Genomic DNA, 13792 nt, shown 5'->3' with positions numbered 1-13792 from the left:
ACTAGTCGAACACTGCGTTTAAAACTGCCAAGGACTTGGGTTTTCTAAATCCGTGCAAATGTAGTTCAAAATACAGAATTACTGATTTTAAAAGCGATTCACGATTAACCTTGGTTATTTTTAGTGTTAATAGTGCATCAAAATTTATGCCCAAAAGTTGTTTAAAGACAAGAACTTGTTCTTCGTGTATTAAGGGATTTAATGTGGGGGACGTAACAAACTGTCCTTCTAACAAATCAAAGTGATTAAAAACCCCACTATTCTCCTCTGGGTAAAAGCCTAAATATTTGGTTAAGTTTATTAAGAATAATAAATGATAATTGGCAATTTTATTATTGATGTCAAGCCATTTTAGGGCATCTTCTAAATAATTGTAAAGAGAAATATCTTTTTCTTCTTCTTGAATGCTATTTCCTAACATTTCGGCTAAAAATAAGACAATACTATTTTTTACGATATCGGTATGGAGACTTTGATATGGGTTAATCACCTTTACTTCCCTGATACTTTCTAAAGTACCTTTGTTTTTATGATTGGCTGTAAGTTCCAATTGCATTAAGGGCTGAAAATAAGCAACTTTCAATTTCCCTTTTTTTGAAGCTAAAACTCCTTTTAGTAAGTATGATTTTAGGCCATCTGAAGCCGTGTATGCTTTGACTATTAGACTAGTGTCCCCATATTTTAAAGAAGAGAATACAATTGCTTTGGTCTGTACTAGCATGTTGTAAAGATAAAGACCCGTTAGGATTTAAATACCACATTTGCGGTATATGCCTAACGGGTCTCAAATAATTTACTGTGGTGAATTAAATCACACCTTGTGCTAACATAGCATCAGCAACTTTAACAAAGCCAGCTATGTTTGCTCCTTTTACATAATTGCAGTAACCATCTTCTTCTTTTCCAAACTCAATACAAGAATCATGGATGTCTTCCATAATACCTTTAAGCTTTTCATCAACTTCTTCACGGGTCCAGCTAATTCGTAGTGAATTTTGTGACATCTCAAGCCCAGAAGTGGCAACCCCTCCAGCATTAGAAGCCTTTCCTGGAGCAAAAAGAATTTTTGCTTCATGAAACGCATGGATAGCTTCAGGTGTAGAAGGCATATTGGCGCCTTCAGCGACACCAATACATCCATTTTTAATTAATGTTGCTGCATCATCACCATTCAATTCGTTCTGTGTTGCACAAGGTAAGGCAATGTCGCAACTAACTTCCCAAGGTGTCTTTCCTTTATGATAAGTTGCAGAGGCATATTGATCTGCATATTCAGAGATTCTACCTCTACGGTTGTTTTTTAAATCCATTACAAAAGCTAACTTTTCATCATCAATACCATCATTGTCATAAATGTAACCTCCAGAATCAGAAAGTGTAAATACTTTACCGCCTAGTTGTAATACCTTTTCAGCTGCATATTGAGCCACATTTCCAGAACCTGATATGACTACTTTTTTACCTTCGAAAGATTCTCCCTTTGTTTTTAACATACTATCCGCAAAATATACGGTACCATATCCTGTAGCTTCTGGTCGTATTAAAGAACCACCCCATGAACGTCCTTTACCTGTCAAAACACCTGTAAACTCGTTACGAATCTTTTTATACATTCCGAATAAAAATCCAATTTCACGTGCACCAACACCAATATCACCAGCAGGGACATCAGTATTTGGGCCAATATGCCTATTCAACTCTAGCATAAAGGCGTGACAAAAACGCATTACCTCATCATGAGATTTTCCTTTTGGGTCAAAATCTGAGCCTCCTTTACCACCACCCATTGGTAGAGTTGTTAAACTATTTTTAAAAACTTGTTCAAAAGCTAAAAACTTTAATACACTAGCATTAACAGTTGGGTGAAAACGCAAACCTCCTTTGTAAGGGCCAATCGCCGAATTCATTTGAATACGATACCCACGGTTCACATGAATTTCACCATCATCATCAACCCATGCCACTCTGAAAGAAAGTAAACGCTCAGGTTCAACCATTCTTAGTAGAATGTTTTTACCGTTATAAATTTTTTGTTTGGCGATATATGGAATTACAGTTTCTGCAACTTCCTGTACCGCTTGAATAAATTCAGGTTCATGACCATTTCTGGAAATAACCTCGTCCATAAATGCTTTTATTTTTTGTTCCATAAACGGATTGCTAATTTGTTAATTCTTTAACTATTAAAAAGACCTATTTTATTGAATTAGGAATATAACGGCAAAATTATGCTATTTGTATAATTTAAAAACCAAATATTTAAAAATGTTTCAAAAATTAATTTAACCAATAGCTTGTTCTAAATCAGCTATTAAATCTTCAGCATCTTCTATACCTACACTCAATCGAATTAAAGAATCGACAACACCACTCTTTTCGCGTTCTTCTTTAGGAATGCTAGCATGAGTCATACTAGCTGGGTGACCCGCCAAACTCTCCACACCACCTAGAGATTCAGCCAGGGTGAATAGCTCTAATTTTTCTACAATCTGAATGGCCTCATCATAGCTACTTCCATTGGGCACAAAGGAAATCATTCCTCCAAAATCATCCATTTGAGTTTTAGCAATTTCATGATTTGCATGATTTTCAAAACCAGGCCAATATACTTTACCGATTTTTGGATGATTTGCTAAATACTCGGCTATTGCTTTTCCGTTGTCGCAATGGCGTTGCATGCGAACATGAAGTGTTTTAATACCCCTTAATGTTAAAAAACTATCCATTGGACCACAAACAGCACCGCTTGCATTTTGAATGAAATATAATTTATCGGCCAAGTCTTTGTCTTTTACAATCAAAGCGCCAACTACAACATCACTATGTCCTCCTAGATATTTCGTTGCAGAATGCATTACGATATCTGCCCCTAAGTCTAAAGGCCGCTGCAAATAAGGTGTTGCAAAAGTGTTGTCTACAGCTAAAAGTATGTTGTGTTTTTTTGCCAAATCGGAAACTCCTTTTATATCTATAACATTCATCATTGGATTGGTAGGTGTTTCAACCCAAATTAATTTGGTATTTACATTGATATGTGACTCAATCGTATCTATAGACTGCATACCTATAAAGTGAAAGGTGATACCAAATTTTTCAAATATTTGTTTGAATATTCTGTAACTGCCTCCGTATAAATCATTAGTTGAAACTACTTCATCACCCGGATTTAATAATTTTACTACAGCATCAATTGCTGCAAGGCCACTACCAAAGGCCAAACCGTAATTACCGTTTTCTATGCTTGCTAAGGAATTTTCTAAAGCCGTACGGGTGGGGTTTGCACTTCTTGAATATTCAAAACCTTTATGGCCACCGGGTGTGGTTTGCGCATAAGTTGAGGTTTGATATATTGGAGGCATGACCGCACCATAGGCAGCATCAGGTTGTTGACCCCCATGTATAGTTTTACTATTGAATTTTAAGTCTTTATCACTCATATTAAAAATATTATGATACAAATGTATCGTTAAGTTTCGGAGTATTCAATCAAAGTCTATTTTTGATAAATATTTAATTTTCATGAGAAAAATAGTGCTCCTAATCTTTTTGTTAGTTCTGAACCTTTGTTGTGAAACGGAATCAAAACTTACTTTTGAAAACCTACAACTCGAAAACGAAAAGTGTGATGCTTGTCCTGAGATTAAGATTGAAATTCCTCATGCATTAGATGAAACAAGAATTGCAGAAACCATCAATATAGCGTTAAAAGAAGAAATAGTAAATGCTCTAAAATTTGAAGACTCTCTAGACGTCAACACCATCGACGGTGCAATGAAATCATTTACGAATAGTTACCAAGAACTTAGACGTAAATTTAATGATGAAACCGTGGGATGGGAAGCTGAGTTCAATGGTGAAATTATTTTCGAGAATGATAGGTTAATTAGTATTCTTTTAAATTCTTATTCTTTTACTGGCGGCGCCCATGGTTATGGAGCTACTACGCTTTTAAATTTTGATAAGCAAAAAGGACTAGAATTAGAGAATCATGAATTGTTCCATGATTTTGAAGGATTTATCGCGTTTACTGAGAATAATTTTAGAATAAAACAAAACGTTCCTACAGAAACTAATATCAATAGCACGGGTTTTATGTTTACTAATGATACCTTCCAATTACCCGAAAATATTGGTTTTACTGAAAACGGAATCCAACTTATTTATAACCAATATGAGATAGCCTCTTATGCAGATGGGCCAATTGAATTGGTTTTGCCATTCAATGAGGTTAATTCTTTTCTAAAAGAAGGGTATGTTTTGATAACGGACTAGTTTTTAACCGCTCTTGCCAAAGCTAAAATACTACCCAGATGCAAACCTTCATGAAAAATATTAAAGGCAATTGCATCATCGACATTATTTAAAGGCACTTTTGGCGTTGTCATGTAAGGTTTAAAAGAAGAAAACAAACCAGCTTTATAATCTTTTTCAGTTTTTTCAGGTAAACTAAATAGCAAAGTTTTAATCAATTCGAATTCTTCATCATTAGGATTTTCTTTTGGTGAAGTTCCTTTTTGATATTTAGCGACTAAATCTTGTGAAATATTTAGGGGCAAGCCACTGAGTCCGTAGATTAGTTTTTGCTCGGTAACCACCACATGAGCAATATTCCACCAAATATTATTGTTAAATCCCTTGGGGATTTTAAATAGTTCTTCTTTAGGAGTGTTTTTTAAAAAATGATATAACTCTTTGCGATTTTGACGGATAATAGTAAATAAGTTGTCCAAGAATTAATGTTTCTGTTAAAACATATCTAAAATTCTAGATATGTAAATATAATTTGTATGTTTGTAATGTGAATATAGTTGAAATAAGTAAAATTTTATCAAATCAAACTCGTGTTGATATTTTAAAGTGGTTAAAAGATCCTGAAGCGAATTTCCCCCCCCACCAAGATATTGATCATTTTGATGATGGGGTTTGTGTTGGGTTTATTCAAGATAAAACAGGTTTGTCACAATCTACTATTTCAACCTATTTGAATAGTATGCAAAATGCAAGATTGGTTATTCCTACCAGGCATGGTAAGTGGACATATTATAAAAGAAATGATGATGTCATACAGGCTTATATGAAAAGTTTGAAGGAAGAGTTGTAATTTTTTTTAAAACATATCTATAAATAGCGAAATCTAAAAATGAATACAAATACGATATATTGTCAGACAGAAGAACAAGCAAAGCATAAAAGTATTTTAAAAGCTTTTTTAAATTGGATTTTAAAACTGAGGATTTTAGGTGCTGAAGAAATGTCAAAAATAAAATAACAGATGAAAATAATTGGTTTAATAGGAGGCATGAGTTGGGAGTCTTCAAAAGTGTATTATGAATACCTAAACAAATTAGTACAACAAAAACTAGGGGGCTCGCATTCAGCTAAAATTATCATGAGCTCTGTCGACTTTTCTGAAATTAAAAAATATTCGTTTGAAGATAATTGGGATGCGATAGGAGAGCTTATGGCAATACATGCGGCTAAGCTAGAAAAGGCAGGTGCAGATATGATAGTGCTTTGTACCAACACTATTCATTTGGTAAGTAATGCTATAAAAGATGCGATTACCGTGCCCTTTCTACATATTGCAGATGCTACGGGCAGAGCCATTGAAGAACAGGGGTTGCAGAAAATTGCACTTTTAGGAACCCAATTCACTATGGAAAAAGATTTTTATACCAGAATTTTGGAAGATCAATATGGACTTGAAGTCATTATCCCTGAATTGGAAGATCGTGTTTTTCTGCAAGACATTATATATAACGAACTGGTAAAAGGAAAGTTTACGACAGATGCTAAAGAAAAATGCTTAAACATTATTTCAAAATTGCAAAACCAAGGTGTGGAAGGCGTAATTTTAGGATGTACCGAACTTCCTATATTGATTCCAGATAAAGAAGTTGCTCTTCCAACATTCAATACAACTTTGGTTCACTCGCAAATGGCAATTGATTTTGCACTAAACTAAATGGTATGAAAATTTTAATCATTGGAGGTAACGGAACAATAGGTAATACGCTAACCAAACACTTTAAAGCCGAGCATGAAGTTATTGTAGCAGGAAGAAAAAATGCTGATATCAAGGTGGATATAGCAGATAGTGCTTCTATAGAAACTATGTTTAAAAATCTAGGTAAAGTCGACGCTATAATCTGTGCAGCTGGTGAGGCGAAATGGGCCAATTTTAATGACCTTACTGAGGAAGATTATTATATCGGCTTTAAAAGCAAGCTCATGGGCCAAGTTAATCTAGTACGCATTGGACAAAACTATTTAAAATCAGGGGGTTCTATTACGCTAACAACAGGTATTTTGGCAGATAATCCTGTAATTAAAACGGCAAGTGCTGCCATGGTGAACGGAGCAATTCATAGCTTTGTAAAAGCGGTAGTTTTAGAGATAGAAAATGGTGTGCGGGTGAATGTTGTTTCAGCCGTAATGGTTGAAGACGCTTATGAAAAGTATAGAGACTATTTTCCGGGGCATAATCCGGTTCCAATGAAAAAAGTGGTTAACGGATATGTTAGGAGCGTTCTCGGAAAAGATAATGGACAAATAATAAGAATTTACGAATAAGAATTACTTAAAAATGAAAAAAATATACCACCTAGAAACCTGTAAAACCTGTCAGAAAATCTTAAAAGCATTGGAACCGTTGGACGGTATTGAATTACGCGAAATAAAATCTAAGGGAGTAACTGAGAACGAATTGGAAGAAATGCGAGCTTTAACAGCTAGTTATGAAGATTTATTCAGCCGAAGAGCAATGCTTTTCCGCCAACGTGGATTAAATAACCAAGAGTTGGGCGATTTAGACTTTAAGAATTTGATTTTAGAACATTATACGTTTTTAAAAAGACCTGTTGTAGTTGTTGATGACAAAATTTTTATTGGTAATGCCAAAAAACAAGTTGAAGGTGCAAAAATCGCATTGCACGGATGAGCAAAAGAACGCTAGCCCTGCTAGCGGCAATTGGGGCGACGACCATTTATGGTATTAATCACACCCTAGCGAAAGGGGTAATGCCAACATATGTAAAACCTTTTGGTTTCATTTTTCTTCGTGTAGTGGGCGCGGCCATTCTTTTTTGGAGTATTTCATTGTTTGGACCTAAAGAAAAGATAGATAAAAAGGATTGGGCTAGAATGTTTTTGGCAGCTGTACTCGGGATGGTCATTAATATGCTTTCTTTTTTTAAAGGATTAGAACTGTCTACACCGATTAATAGTGCTGTATTAGTAACAATTAGCCCGATCATTGTTGTTGTTTTGTCTTCATTTTTTCTGAAAGAACGAATTACTTTAAATAAAGGCTTGGGTATTGCACTTGGTTTTATCGGGGCTGTTTCTTTAGTGCTTTTTGGAGCGGAGTTACGACAAGATGCTCCGAATATTCCTTTAGGCAATTTTTTGTTTATAATGAACGCCACAGCTTACGGTTCTTATTTAATAGTTGCTAAAAAATTATTAGAAAAATACCATCCATTCACTTTAATGAAATGGTTGTTTACAATTGCAGTTATTATAAATCTTCCCATAACATTACCCCAGTTTTTAGAAATTGAATGGACTACAATGCCGCTTTGGGTTTATGGCGTGGTGGCTTTTGTAATTGTATGTACCACTTTTATGACCTACTTGTTCAACATTTTTGCCATGACAGAACTTAAAGCTTCTACTATAGGGGCTTTTATTTATGTGCAGCCCATATTCGGTATTATTTTCGCATTACTGACCGGTAAAGATTCGCTTACTATTGTAAAAATAGGGGCTACGGCTTTGGTGCTGATTGGTGTGTATTTGGCCAGTAAAAAAGTAAAGGCCTAACATGGTATTTAAAAGTATTCTACCCCTTTCAATTTGACGAAACCCCAATTTCATCTAAAACAACTACCCCATAAGGCGTTTGGTCAAATATAAATTTTAAGCTCTTCACAGTTTCTAAGTTCAATTCAGAATTCCTATCTGTGAGGGTATTTAATGACAAGTGATAGGTCTGTAACTGAACTTCCCAATCTTCGCCAATCATTTCTTTATCTAAAAATTTAAATTTTGTAAAACGAGTTTTTAAGGGCTTCGGAATGACTTTAATAGCGCTAACACTAATTGAAGAAGTTTCTTTTTGTTCGTCGGTTAATTGAATAGTAAAATCTAATTGTGGTACTTCTCTTTTATTTTTTTCTTTATTCTTTTGGTTTGGGTTTAATAATTCGTGGTTTCCGGCACCCAAAGTGAATTGTAAGGTTGACTCCCTATCAAAAAAGGACTTATGCTTTTCTGATAGTGTTAGTTCATAAGAAGCTATCTCCTCAGTATTGAGCGAATCTTTTTTATCCCATCCCAATACCACAACATTATTCTCTTGAGAATTGTTATCACGAGTATTTAAATTTTCTTCTTTCCAAAAGGCCAAGTTGTTGGCTAGTAGTTTAGAACTATCCCTTGCAGTATTGATATTAATATCTTCTTCAAAATCGGCAATAATTTTAAAGTCTGACGATTCAAAATGGGTGAGGTATTGTTCGTTTGGCAACCATTCTTTCGCAATTGCAACATCTTTGAAAATAGTTTTATAGTCTTGATTGTTTTTAAGTGTGGCCTCAGCAAACGCATTGATAAAGACTTTGGCAGTTTCTTGTTGCTCTTGACCTTCCAACAATGGAGCTAAATTTAATAGCCATTTAGCAGGTGCTCCAAAATCCGATTTACCCCAAGTAGAGTTGAACTGACCATGATTTGCATGGTGAATGTAAACACCGGTCTTAAACCTAGAAATTGAATCTGTAAATCTTAATCTTCGGTAGGCGCGCATACCCCAAAAACTAACTTCATCAGAATCATAGGAACCTTGAAGACTTAAAAAGTTCAAATTTTTTAAGCTTATTTTTCGATGGTACCTATAGTCAGTTGGCGCTATTGCTACGATACCCTTAATACCAAAGTTAAAATCAAATTTCTCTTTAGCATTATCTGGAAAATACGGGAGTTCATTGTATGCAGCAGCTATAGCAACCGCTTCACCACCTCTTGAATGCCCTACAAGCATAATATTGTTCATATCGACTTTGTCTCTCAAATAATGATTTTCATCAGAATTCCAACGTTGCCATTGTTCAAGATGTTTTAATAGCAACCAAGCTCTAGCGGGCATTTCTTTCCCTCTGAAATCACCGGACCAATGCCCATTTAAAAAATTCTCATCGACTGATACTGTGATGAATCCTCTGCTGGCCAAAACTTCTCCTAAATAACCATATCCATTATCAGAATAATCAATCATATTATGGTTGCCATGTACGATTAAGATCAACGGAAATTGGCCTTGCCCTTCTGGCATATAAACTCTTCCATTTAAAGGAAAATTCTCCGGACCGAACTCCCAATATCGTTCTCGCCATTTTTTCTTTTTACCCTTCCAATCCGGTATAAGCCATTTACCATTTACCGTATTAGTTCTGTAGGTTACCTCATGTGCATATTCTTTTCGCTGCACATCTTTGCCGCTACCATAAGTAAATTCCCTTACTTCGTAAGGTCCGAGAGCTGTGGGATTTTCAAGTTGTAAATCATCTATAATGCTATTTTGGTTTGGTGAGAGCATTAAAGGCAACTTGTTTTCGAAAGGGTCTGAACCTGGGTTTATCAATACAAAAAAAACGAGGCCTATTACCACAACTAAAATCCCCAAAATAACTCCTGAAAAAGGGGATTTTTTCTTTAAAAACCAAAATAGAACACTGCAGAATAATATACCCAATGCAGTGATGGTTAAGAAAACCAAGGCTGGCCAACCGAAGCCAATAAACCTCAAAATACACAAACCAATTATTGTACTGAGAATAGGAACAATATAGTTAGCGGGTATTCTTTTGACTTGGGTATTAATTAGCCTTATGAACCCATAGGCAATTGTTGAAACTGCAAGTCCTAAAAACATCCCAATCATCATCATTATAAAAGGAGGCCAACCCGTTAAAAAATGATACCCTGCAATGCCATAAAAAATAAGAGTTAAAACGGTAAGAAATAACCACAGTTTATTTTTCATGAGGATGAATTGAGTTTGGTTTTCAACCATATGAAGTTAAACATCTTAAAATGAATTTGAACAATTCTTAAAAGTTTTTCCTTGATACTGTAACTCTTTACAGGTTAGACCAAAAAAGTATGGTTTAAGAAGAATGGTAATTTTTGATTTTTACCTTAGTCACTTTAAATCCTTAGGTATTCTAGCATATTTTCGGGTATCTTCTTTGGTCAATACTTTAAAGTCATCGGCACGTTCAATTTTAGCTACAGCCGACATAAATTCATCTGGTAATATGCTTAATTTTCTTGCTTTTAAGTCTATCCAAGCCCCCATCATTTCTGAGTGTGCAAAGTTTTTTCCAATTGAGTCGTAAAAATCGTGATGAAATTCAAAAAACATTCCGTCTGCACTCATTCCCTTTAGTTCCGTAGATACTTGAATAGGTTTTCCTATAAAAACCTCTTTAAAATAATAGATATGTTCATAAAATACTACAGGTCCTATTTGATGTTTTGCCATGGTTTTTTGATTGAAGCTCAGTTGAGCTAAGTACGACATTCTAGCATGCCCAGAATATTGTACATAAGCAGAATTTGCCAAATGGCGATTGGCATCAATATCACTCCAGCGAATTTCAAATTCTTTTAAAAACATAATGACTAATTTTGCTATGCATGCATAATATTTTTCAAAAATAGTATAGATTTGAAGACCGTACTAAAAAAGTGGTAGATTTATCAACAACTTAAGATTAGAACTTATGAGTCAAAAAGCATCTTTTATTAAAGACCTTTCATTACCTGCTGTTGCAGCACCTATGTTTCTAATATCAGGTCCAAAATTGGTTATTGAATGTTGTAAAAACGGAATCGTTGGTACTTTTCCTGCTTTAAACCAAAGGACTAGTGAAGGCTTTGAAGAATGGCTCATTGAAATAAAATCTGAACTTAAAAATTGGGAAGAAGAAACTGGTAAAAAAGCGGCTCCTTTCGGGGTTAATCTGATTGTTCATCCTACTAACCCGAGGTTAGAAGCTGATGTTAAGTTGTGTATTAAACATCAAGTACCATTAGTAATAACCTCACTCGGTGCAGTTTCAATGGTGATTGATGCCATTCATAGTTATGGAGGGTTGGTTTTTCATGATGTGATTAAAAAACGTCATGCTGAGAAAGCTGCTGGCGCTGGGGTCGACGGATTAATTTTAGTTGCAGCTGGTGCAGGTGGTCATGCCGGAACAATAAATCCAATGAGCTTGGTTGCTGAAGTCAAAAAATTCTTTGATAAAACTATTCTGTTATCAGGTTGTATTTCAAAAGGAAGAGATATTGCTTCTGCAATGCAAATGGGTGCTGATTTGGCATATATGGGTACACGTTTTATTAACGCAAATGAAAGTAAAGCTCCTCAAGAATATAAAGATATGATTATCGCTGCAGGTGCTAGTGATGTTACCTATACTGCCGCTATATCTGGAGTTCATGCTAATTTTTTAGGTGCTAGTCTGAAAGCTGCAGGTATCACTGAAGAAGATTTAAAAAAGGATACTAAAATTGATTTCGGAAAAGAATTGGATACTGAAGCCAAAGCTTGGAAAACAATTTGGTCGGCAGGTCAAGGGGTAACAACAATTGATAAAACTATGCCCGTCGCTGATTTAGTGAACGAACTTAAATCTGAATTCAAAGAGGCTATTGAAGAACAATATAATTTGCTAGAACGTTATCCTAAGAACTAAAATAAAGTCTGTTCTTCGTAAATTGGTAGTTTAATTTACTAATCAATTTATAATGTACATCAAACGAAATATAAGCTGGGGTATAATCATGCGCTTCGCATGGAAAAACCTAATCTTCTTCACCCTTTATGCAGCACTACTTTTTTCATTATATCATATTTTAGATTGGAAGCATATAGATATTCCTTTTCAGCCACTTTCCGTTATTGGTATTGCTGTAGCATTTTACATAGGTTTTAAAAACAGTCAGAGTTATGACCGATTTTGGGAAGGCCGAAAAATATGGGGAGGGATTGTAAACTATTCCCGAACTTGGGCCAATAATGTTCTTAGTTATGTAGAAAATGACCGTGCAGCTCAAATAACTTTGATTTATAGACAAATTGCGTGGATTAATGCATTGCGCATACAATTGCGACAACCTAATAGTTTTTCCATTAAAGAAAATCGTTCTGTTGAGCGTATGTTCGATAAGCATGGAGAGCGAAATCCAGTTTGTAATGGATTTGACGTTTTGTTAGACCCAAAAGAGGTTCAAGACTTAGAAAATAGAAAAAATGTGGCAACACATTTAATCAAGAATCAGGCTTTACAACTTAAGAGCTTATTAGCGGAAGGTAAAATTACAGAATTTGATAAACAGGTTTTCCATAACAATCTTGAAGAAATGTATAATCTTCAAGGTAAATGTGAACGTATTAAGAACACTCCTTTCCCTAGACAGTATGCTTATTTTAGTACAGTCTTTACATGGATATTTGTGCTTTTACTTCCTTTAGGTTTATTAAACGTATTTGAGACCCAACTAGCCCAATTAGATGAAGGAAATAATTGGTGGTATATCGTATTGATGATTTTCTTTTCCGTGCTTATCTCTTGGATGTTTACAACTATGGAAAAAGTTGGAAGTAATAGCGAAGACCCTTTTGAAGGTCGCATTAATGATGTGCCCATGACTGCGCTTTGCAGAACTATCGAGATTGATTTGCGAGATATGTTAGATGAAGAAAATCTCCCAGAAAAGACAAAGCCAATGCATAACATATTGTATTAATGCCATTAGTACCATCAAACTACAAACCTCCTTTTCCGTTTAGAAATGGTCACTTTTCTACAATTTATTCGGGAGTCTTTAGAAAAATCAGTGGATTAGTTCAAAAGAGAGAACGTATTGAAACTCCAGATTATGATTTCTTGGACCTTGATTGGAGCGAGAGTGTTTTACCTACCAAGAAAGTAGTACTGCTTTTTCATGGTTTAGAAGGTGATGCTCAACGACATTATATTGCAGGTAGTGCAAAAAAATTTACACAAAACGGTTTTGATACTTGTGCTGTTAATTTGAGAAGCTGTAGCGGTCAACTTAATAGACTTTACCGTTCTTATCATTCAGGTGCAACGGAAGATGTTGTTTGCGTTGTTGAACATATTCTAAAGAATAAATCTTATGATGAAATTTATTTAATGGGTTTCAGTCTGGGTGGTAATCTTATTTTAAAATATTTAGGTGAAGGAAATCACATTCCAAATCATATAAAGGCAGCGGTAGGGGTTTCAGTGCCTTGCAGTTTAAAAAGTGCTTGTGATGAGCTTTTGAATTCTAAGAATGTTTTGTATTCTAAAAGGTTCAAAAAACATTTAATTGCAAAACTGTGGCAAAAGCAAAAATTATTTCCTGATAGAATAACAACCACTGAAATATCGTCCATTCATACCTTAAAAGATTTTGATGATATCTATACAAGTCAAGCGCATGGCTTTAAAGATGCCTTAGATTATTATGAAAAATGTAGTTGCAAGCAATTTTTACCTCAAATTAAGATACCCAGTTTGGTGCTCAATGCAAAGAATGATTCGTTTTTAGGTGATGCTTGTTATCCTTTTAACGAAGCTGATAGTAATAAAAACCTTTTTCTAGAAGTTCCTGATTTTGGAGGTCATGTTGGTTTCTGGGGAAAGCAAAATTCAAGCTATGCTGAACAACAAGCTTTGGACTTTATGAAGAGAGTTACTGAAAAGTAAATACA

At 34.9% G+C, this 13792-nt stretch carries 16 protein-coding genes; 10 read left to right on the top strand and 6 right to left on the bottom strand.

Features of this window, described 5'->3' with window-relative positions; all coding sequences use genetic code 11:
- Position 1: 1 nt before the first annotated feature.
- The 3 genes from recO to RM542_RS01425 form a co-directional block, all read right to left on the bottom strand.
- On the bottom strand, positions 2 to 721 hold the full coding sequence (recO, locus tag RM542_RS01435) for a DNA repair protein RecO (RefSeq protein ID WP_311383925.1): 720 nt from the start codon (positions 719 to 721) through the stop codon (positions 2 to 4).
- 85 nt (positions 722 to 806) lie between these two features.
- On the bottom strand, positions 807 to 2150 hold the full coding sequence (gene gdhA / locus RM542_RS01430; protein ID WP_311383924.1) for an NADP-specific glutamate dehydrogenase: 1344 nt from the start codon (positions 2148 to 2150) through the stop codon (positions 807 to 809).
- A 132-nt stretch (positions 2151 to 2282) separates the two neighbouring features.
- Entirely contained in the window at positions 2283 to 3437 is a 1155-nt protein-coding gene (locus RM542_RS01425; RefSeq protein ID WP_311383923.1) for a cystathionine gamma-synthase, read from the bottom strand.
- Between the two features lie 82 nt (positions 3438 to 3519).
- Between RM542_RS01425 and RM542_RS01420 the strand changes: the two genes are divergently transcribed.
- Entirely contained in the window at positions 3520 to 4272 is a 753-nt protein-coding gene (locus RM542_RS01420; RefSeq protein ID WP_311383922.1) for a DUF3298 and DUF4163 domain-containing protein, read from the top strand.
- Here the strand turns inward: RM542_RS01420 and RM542_RS01415 are convergent.
- Positions 4269 to 4730: a DinB family protein gene (locus RM542_RS01415; RefSeq protein ID WP_311383921.1), complete on the bottom strand. Its 462-nt coding sequence runs from the start codon at positions 4728 to 4730 to the stop codon at positions 4269 to 4271. The genes RM542_RS01420 and RM542_RS01415 overlap by 4 nt on opposite strands.
- A gap of 68 nt (positions 4731 to 4798) precedes the next feature.
- On the opposite strand from RM542_RS01415, the gene RM542_RS01410 reads away from it, so the two are divergent.
- Genes RM542_RS01410 through RM542_RS01385 form a run of 6 tightly spaced genes read left to right on the top strand, consistent with a single transcriptional unit; the run spans position 4799 to position 7824 of the window.
- On the top strand, positions 4799 to 5101 hold the full coding sequence (locus RM542_RS01410) for a helix-turn-helix transcriptional regulator (protein ID WP_311350076.1): 303 nt from the start codon (positions 4799 to 4801) through the stop codon (positions 5099 to 5101).
- A 39-nt stretch (positions 5102 to 5140) separates the two neighbouring features.
- Entirely contained in the window at positions 5141 to 5269 is a 129-nt protein-coding gene (locus tag RM542_RS01405) for a hypothetical protein (RefSeq protein WP_311383920.1), read from the top strand.
- 3 nt (positions 5270 to 5272) lie between these two features.
- On the top strand, positions 5273 to 5965 hold the full coding sequence (locus tag RM542_RS01400) for an amino acid racemase (protein ID WP_311383919.1): 693 nt from the start codon (positions 5273 to 5275) through the stop codon (positions 5963 to 5965).
- A 5-nt stretch (positions 5966 to 5970) separates the two neighbouring features.
- On the top strand, positions 5971 to 6573 hold the full coding sequence (locus tag RM542_RS01395; RefSeq protein WP_311383918.1) for a short chain dehydrogenase: 603 nt from the start codon (positions 5971 to 5973) through the stop codon (positions 6571 to 6573).
- A 13-nt stretch (positions 6574 to 6586) separates the two neighbouring features.
- On the top strand, positions 6587 to 6940 hold the full coding sequence (locus RM542_RS01390; protein WP_311383917.1) for an ArsC/Spx/MgsR family protein: 354 nt from the start codon (positions 6587 to 6589) through the stop codon (positions 6938 to 6940).
- Positions 6937 to 7824, top strand: coding sequence for a DMT family transporter (locus RM542_RS01385; RefSeq protein ID WP_311383916.1), 888 nt, complete (start codon positions 6937 to 6939; stop codon positions 7822 to 7824). The genes RM542_RS01390 and RM542_RS01385 overlap by 4 nt, the downstream gene beginning before the upstream one ends.
- A gap of 28 nt (positions 7825 to 7852) precedes the next feature.
- Here the strand turns inward: RM542_RS01385 and RM542_RS01380 are convergent, their stop codons facing one another.
- Together RM542_RS01380 and RM542_RS01375 are read right to left on the bottom strand one after the other, a co-directional pair.
- Positions 7853 to 10045, bottom strand: a complete 2193-nt coding sequence (locus tag RM542_RS01380) for a hypothetical protein (protein ID WP_311383915.1) — start codon at positions 10043 to 10045, stop codon at positions 7853 to 7855.
- 159 nt (positions 10046 to 10204) lie between these two features.
- The gene (locus RM542_RS01375) at positions 10205 to 10681 is read right to left on the bottom strand and encodes a thioesterase family protein (RefSeq protein WP_311383914.1); all 477 of its coding nucleotides are present in this window, start codon (positions 10679 to 10681) and stop codon (positions 10205 to 10207) included.
- A gap of 106 nt (positions 10682 to 10787) precedes the next feature.
- Between RM542_RS01375 and RM542_RS01370 the strand changes: the two genes are divergently transcribed.
- The 3 genes from RM542_RS01370 to RM542_RS01360 are packed head-to-tail and all read left to right on the top strand — an operon-like array spanning position 10788 to position 13787.
- Entirely contained in the window at positions 10788 to 11765 is a 978-nt protein-coding gene (locus RM542_RS01370) for a nitronate monooxygenase (RefSeq protein ID WP_311383913.1), read from the top strand.
- A gap of 52 nt (positions 11766 to 11817) precedes the next feature.
- Positions 11818 to 12819, top strand: coding sequence for a bestrophin family ion channel (locus RM542_RS01365; protein ID WP_311383912.1), 1002 nt, complete (start codon positions 11818 to 11820; stop codon positions 12817 to 12819).
- Positions 12819 to 13787, top strand: coding sequence for an alpha/beta fold hydrolase (locus tag RM542_RS01360; protein WP_311383911.1), 969 nt, complete (start codon positions 12819 to 12821; stop codon positions 13785 to 13787). The genes RM542_RS01365 and RM542_RS01360 overlap by 1 nt, the downstream gene beginning before the upstream one ends.
- The last annotated feature ends 5 nt before the right edge of the window (positions 13788 to 13792 follow it).

The organism is Croceitalea sp. P059, from assembly GCF_031846365.1.
Lineage (GTDB): Bacteria > Bacteroidota > Bacteroidia > Flavobacteriales > Flavobacteriaceae > Croceitalea > Croceitalea vernalis.
This window is presented reverse-complemented; position numbering and strand designations above follow the sequence as displayed.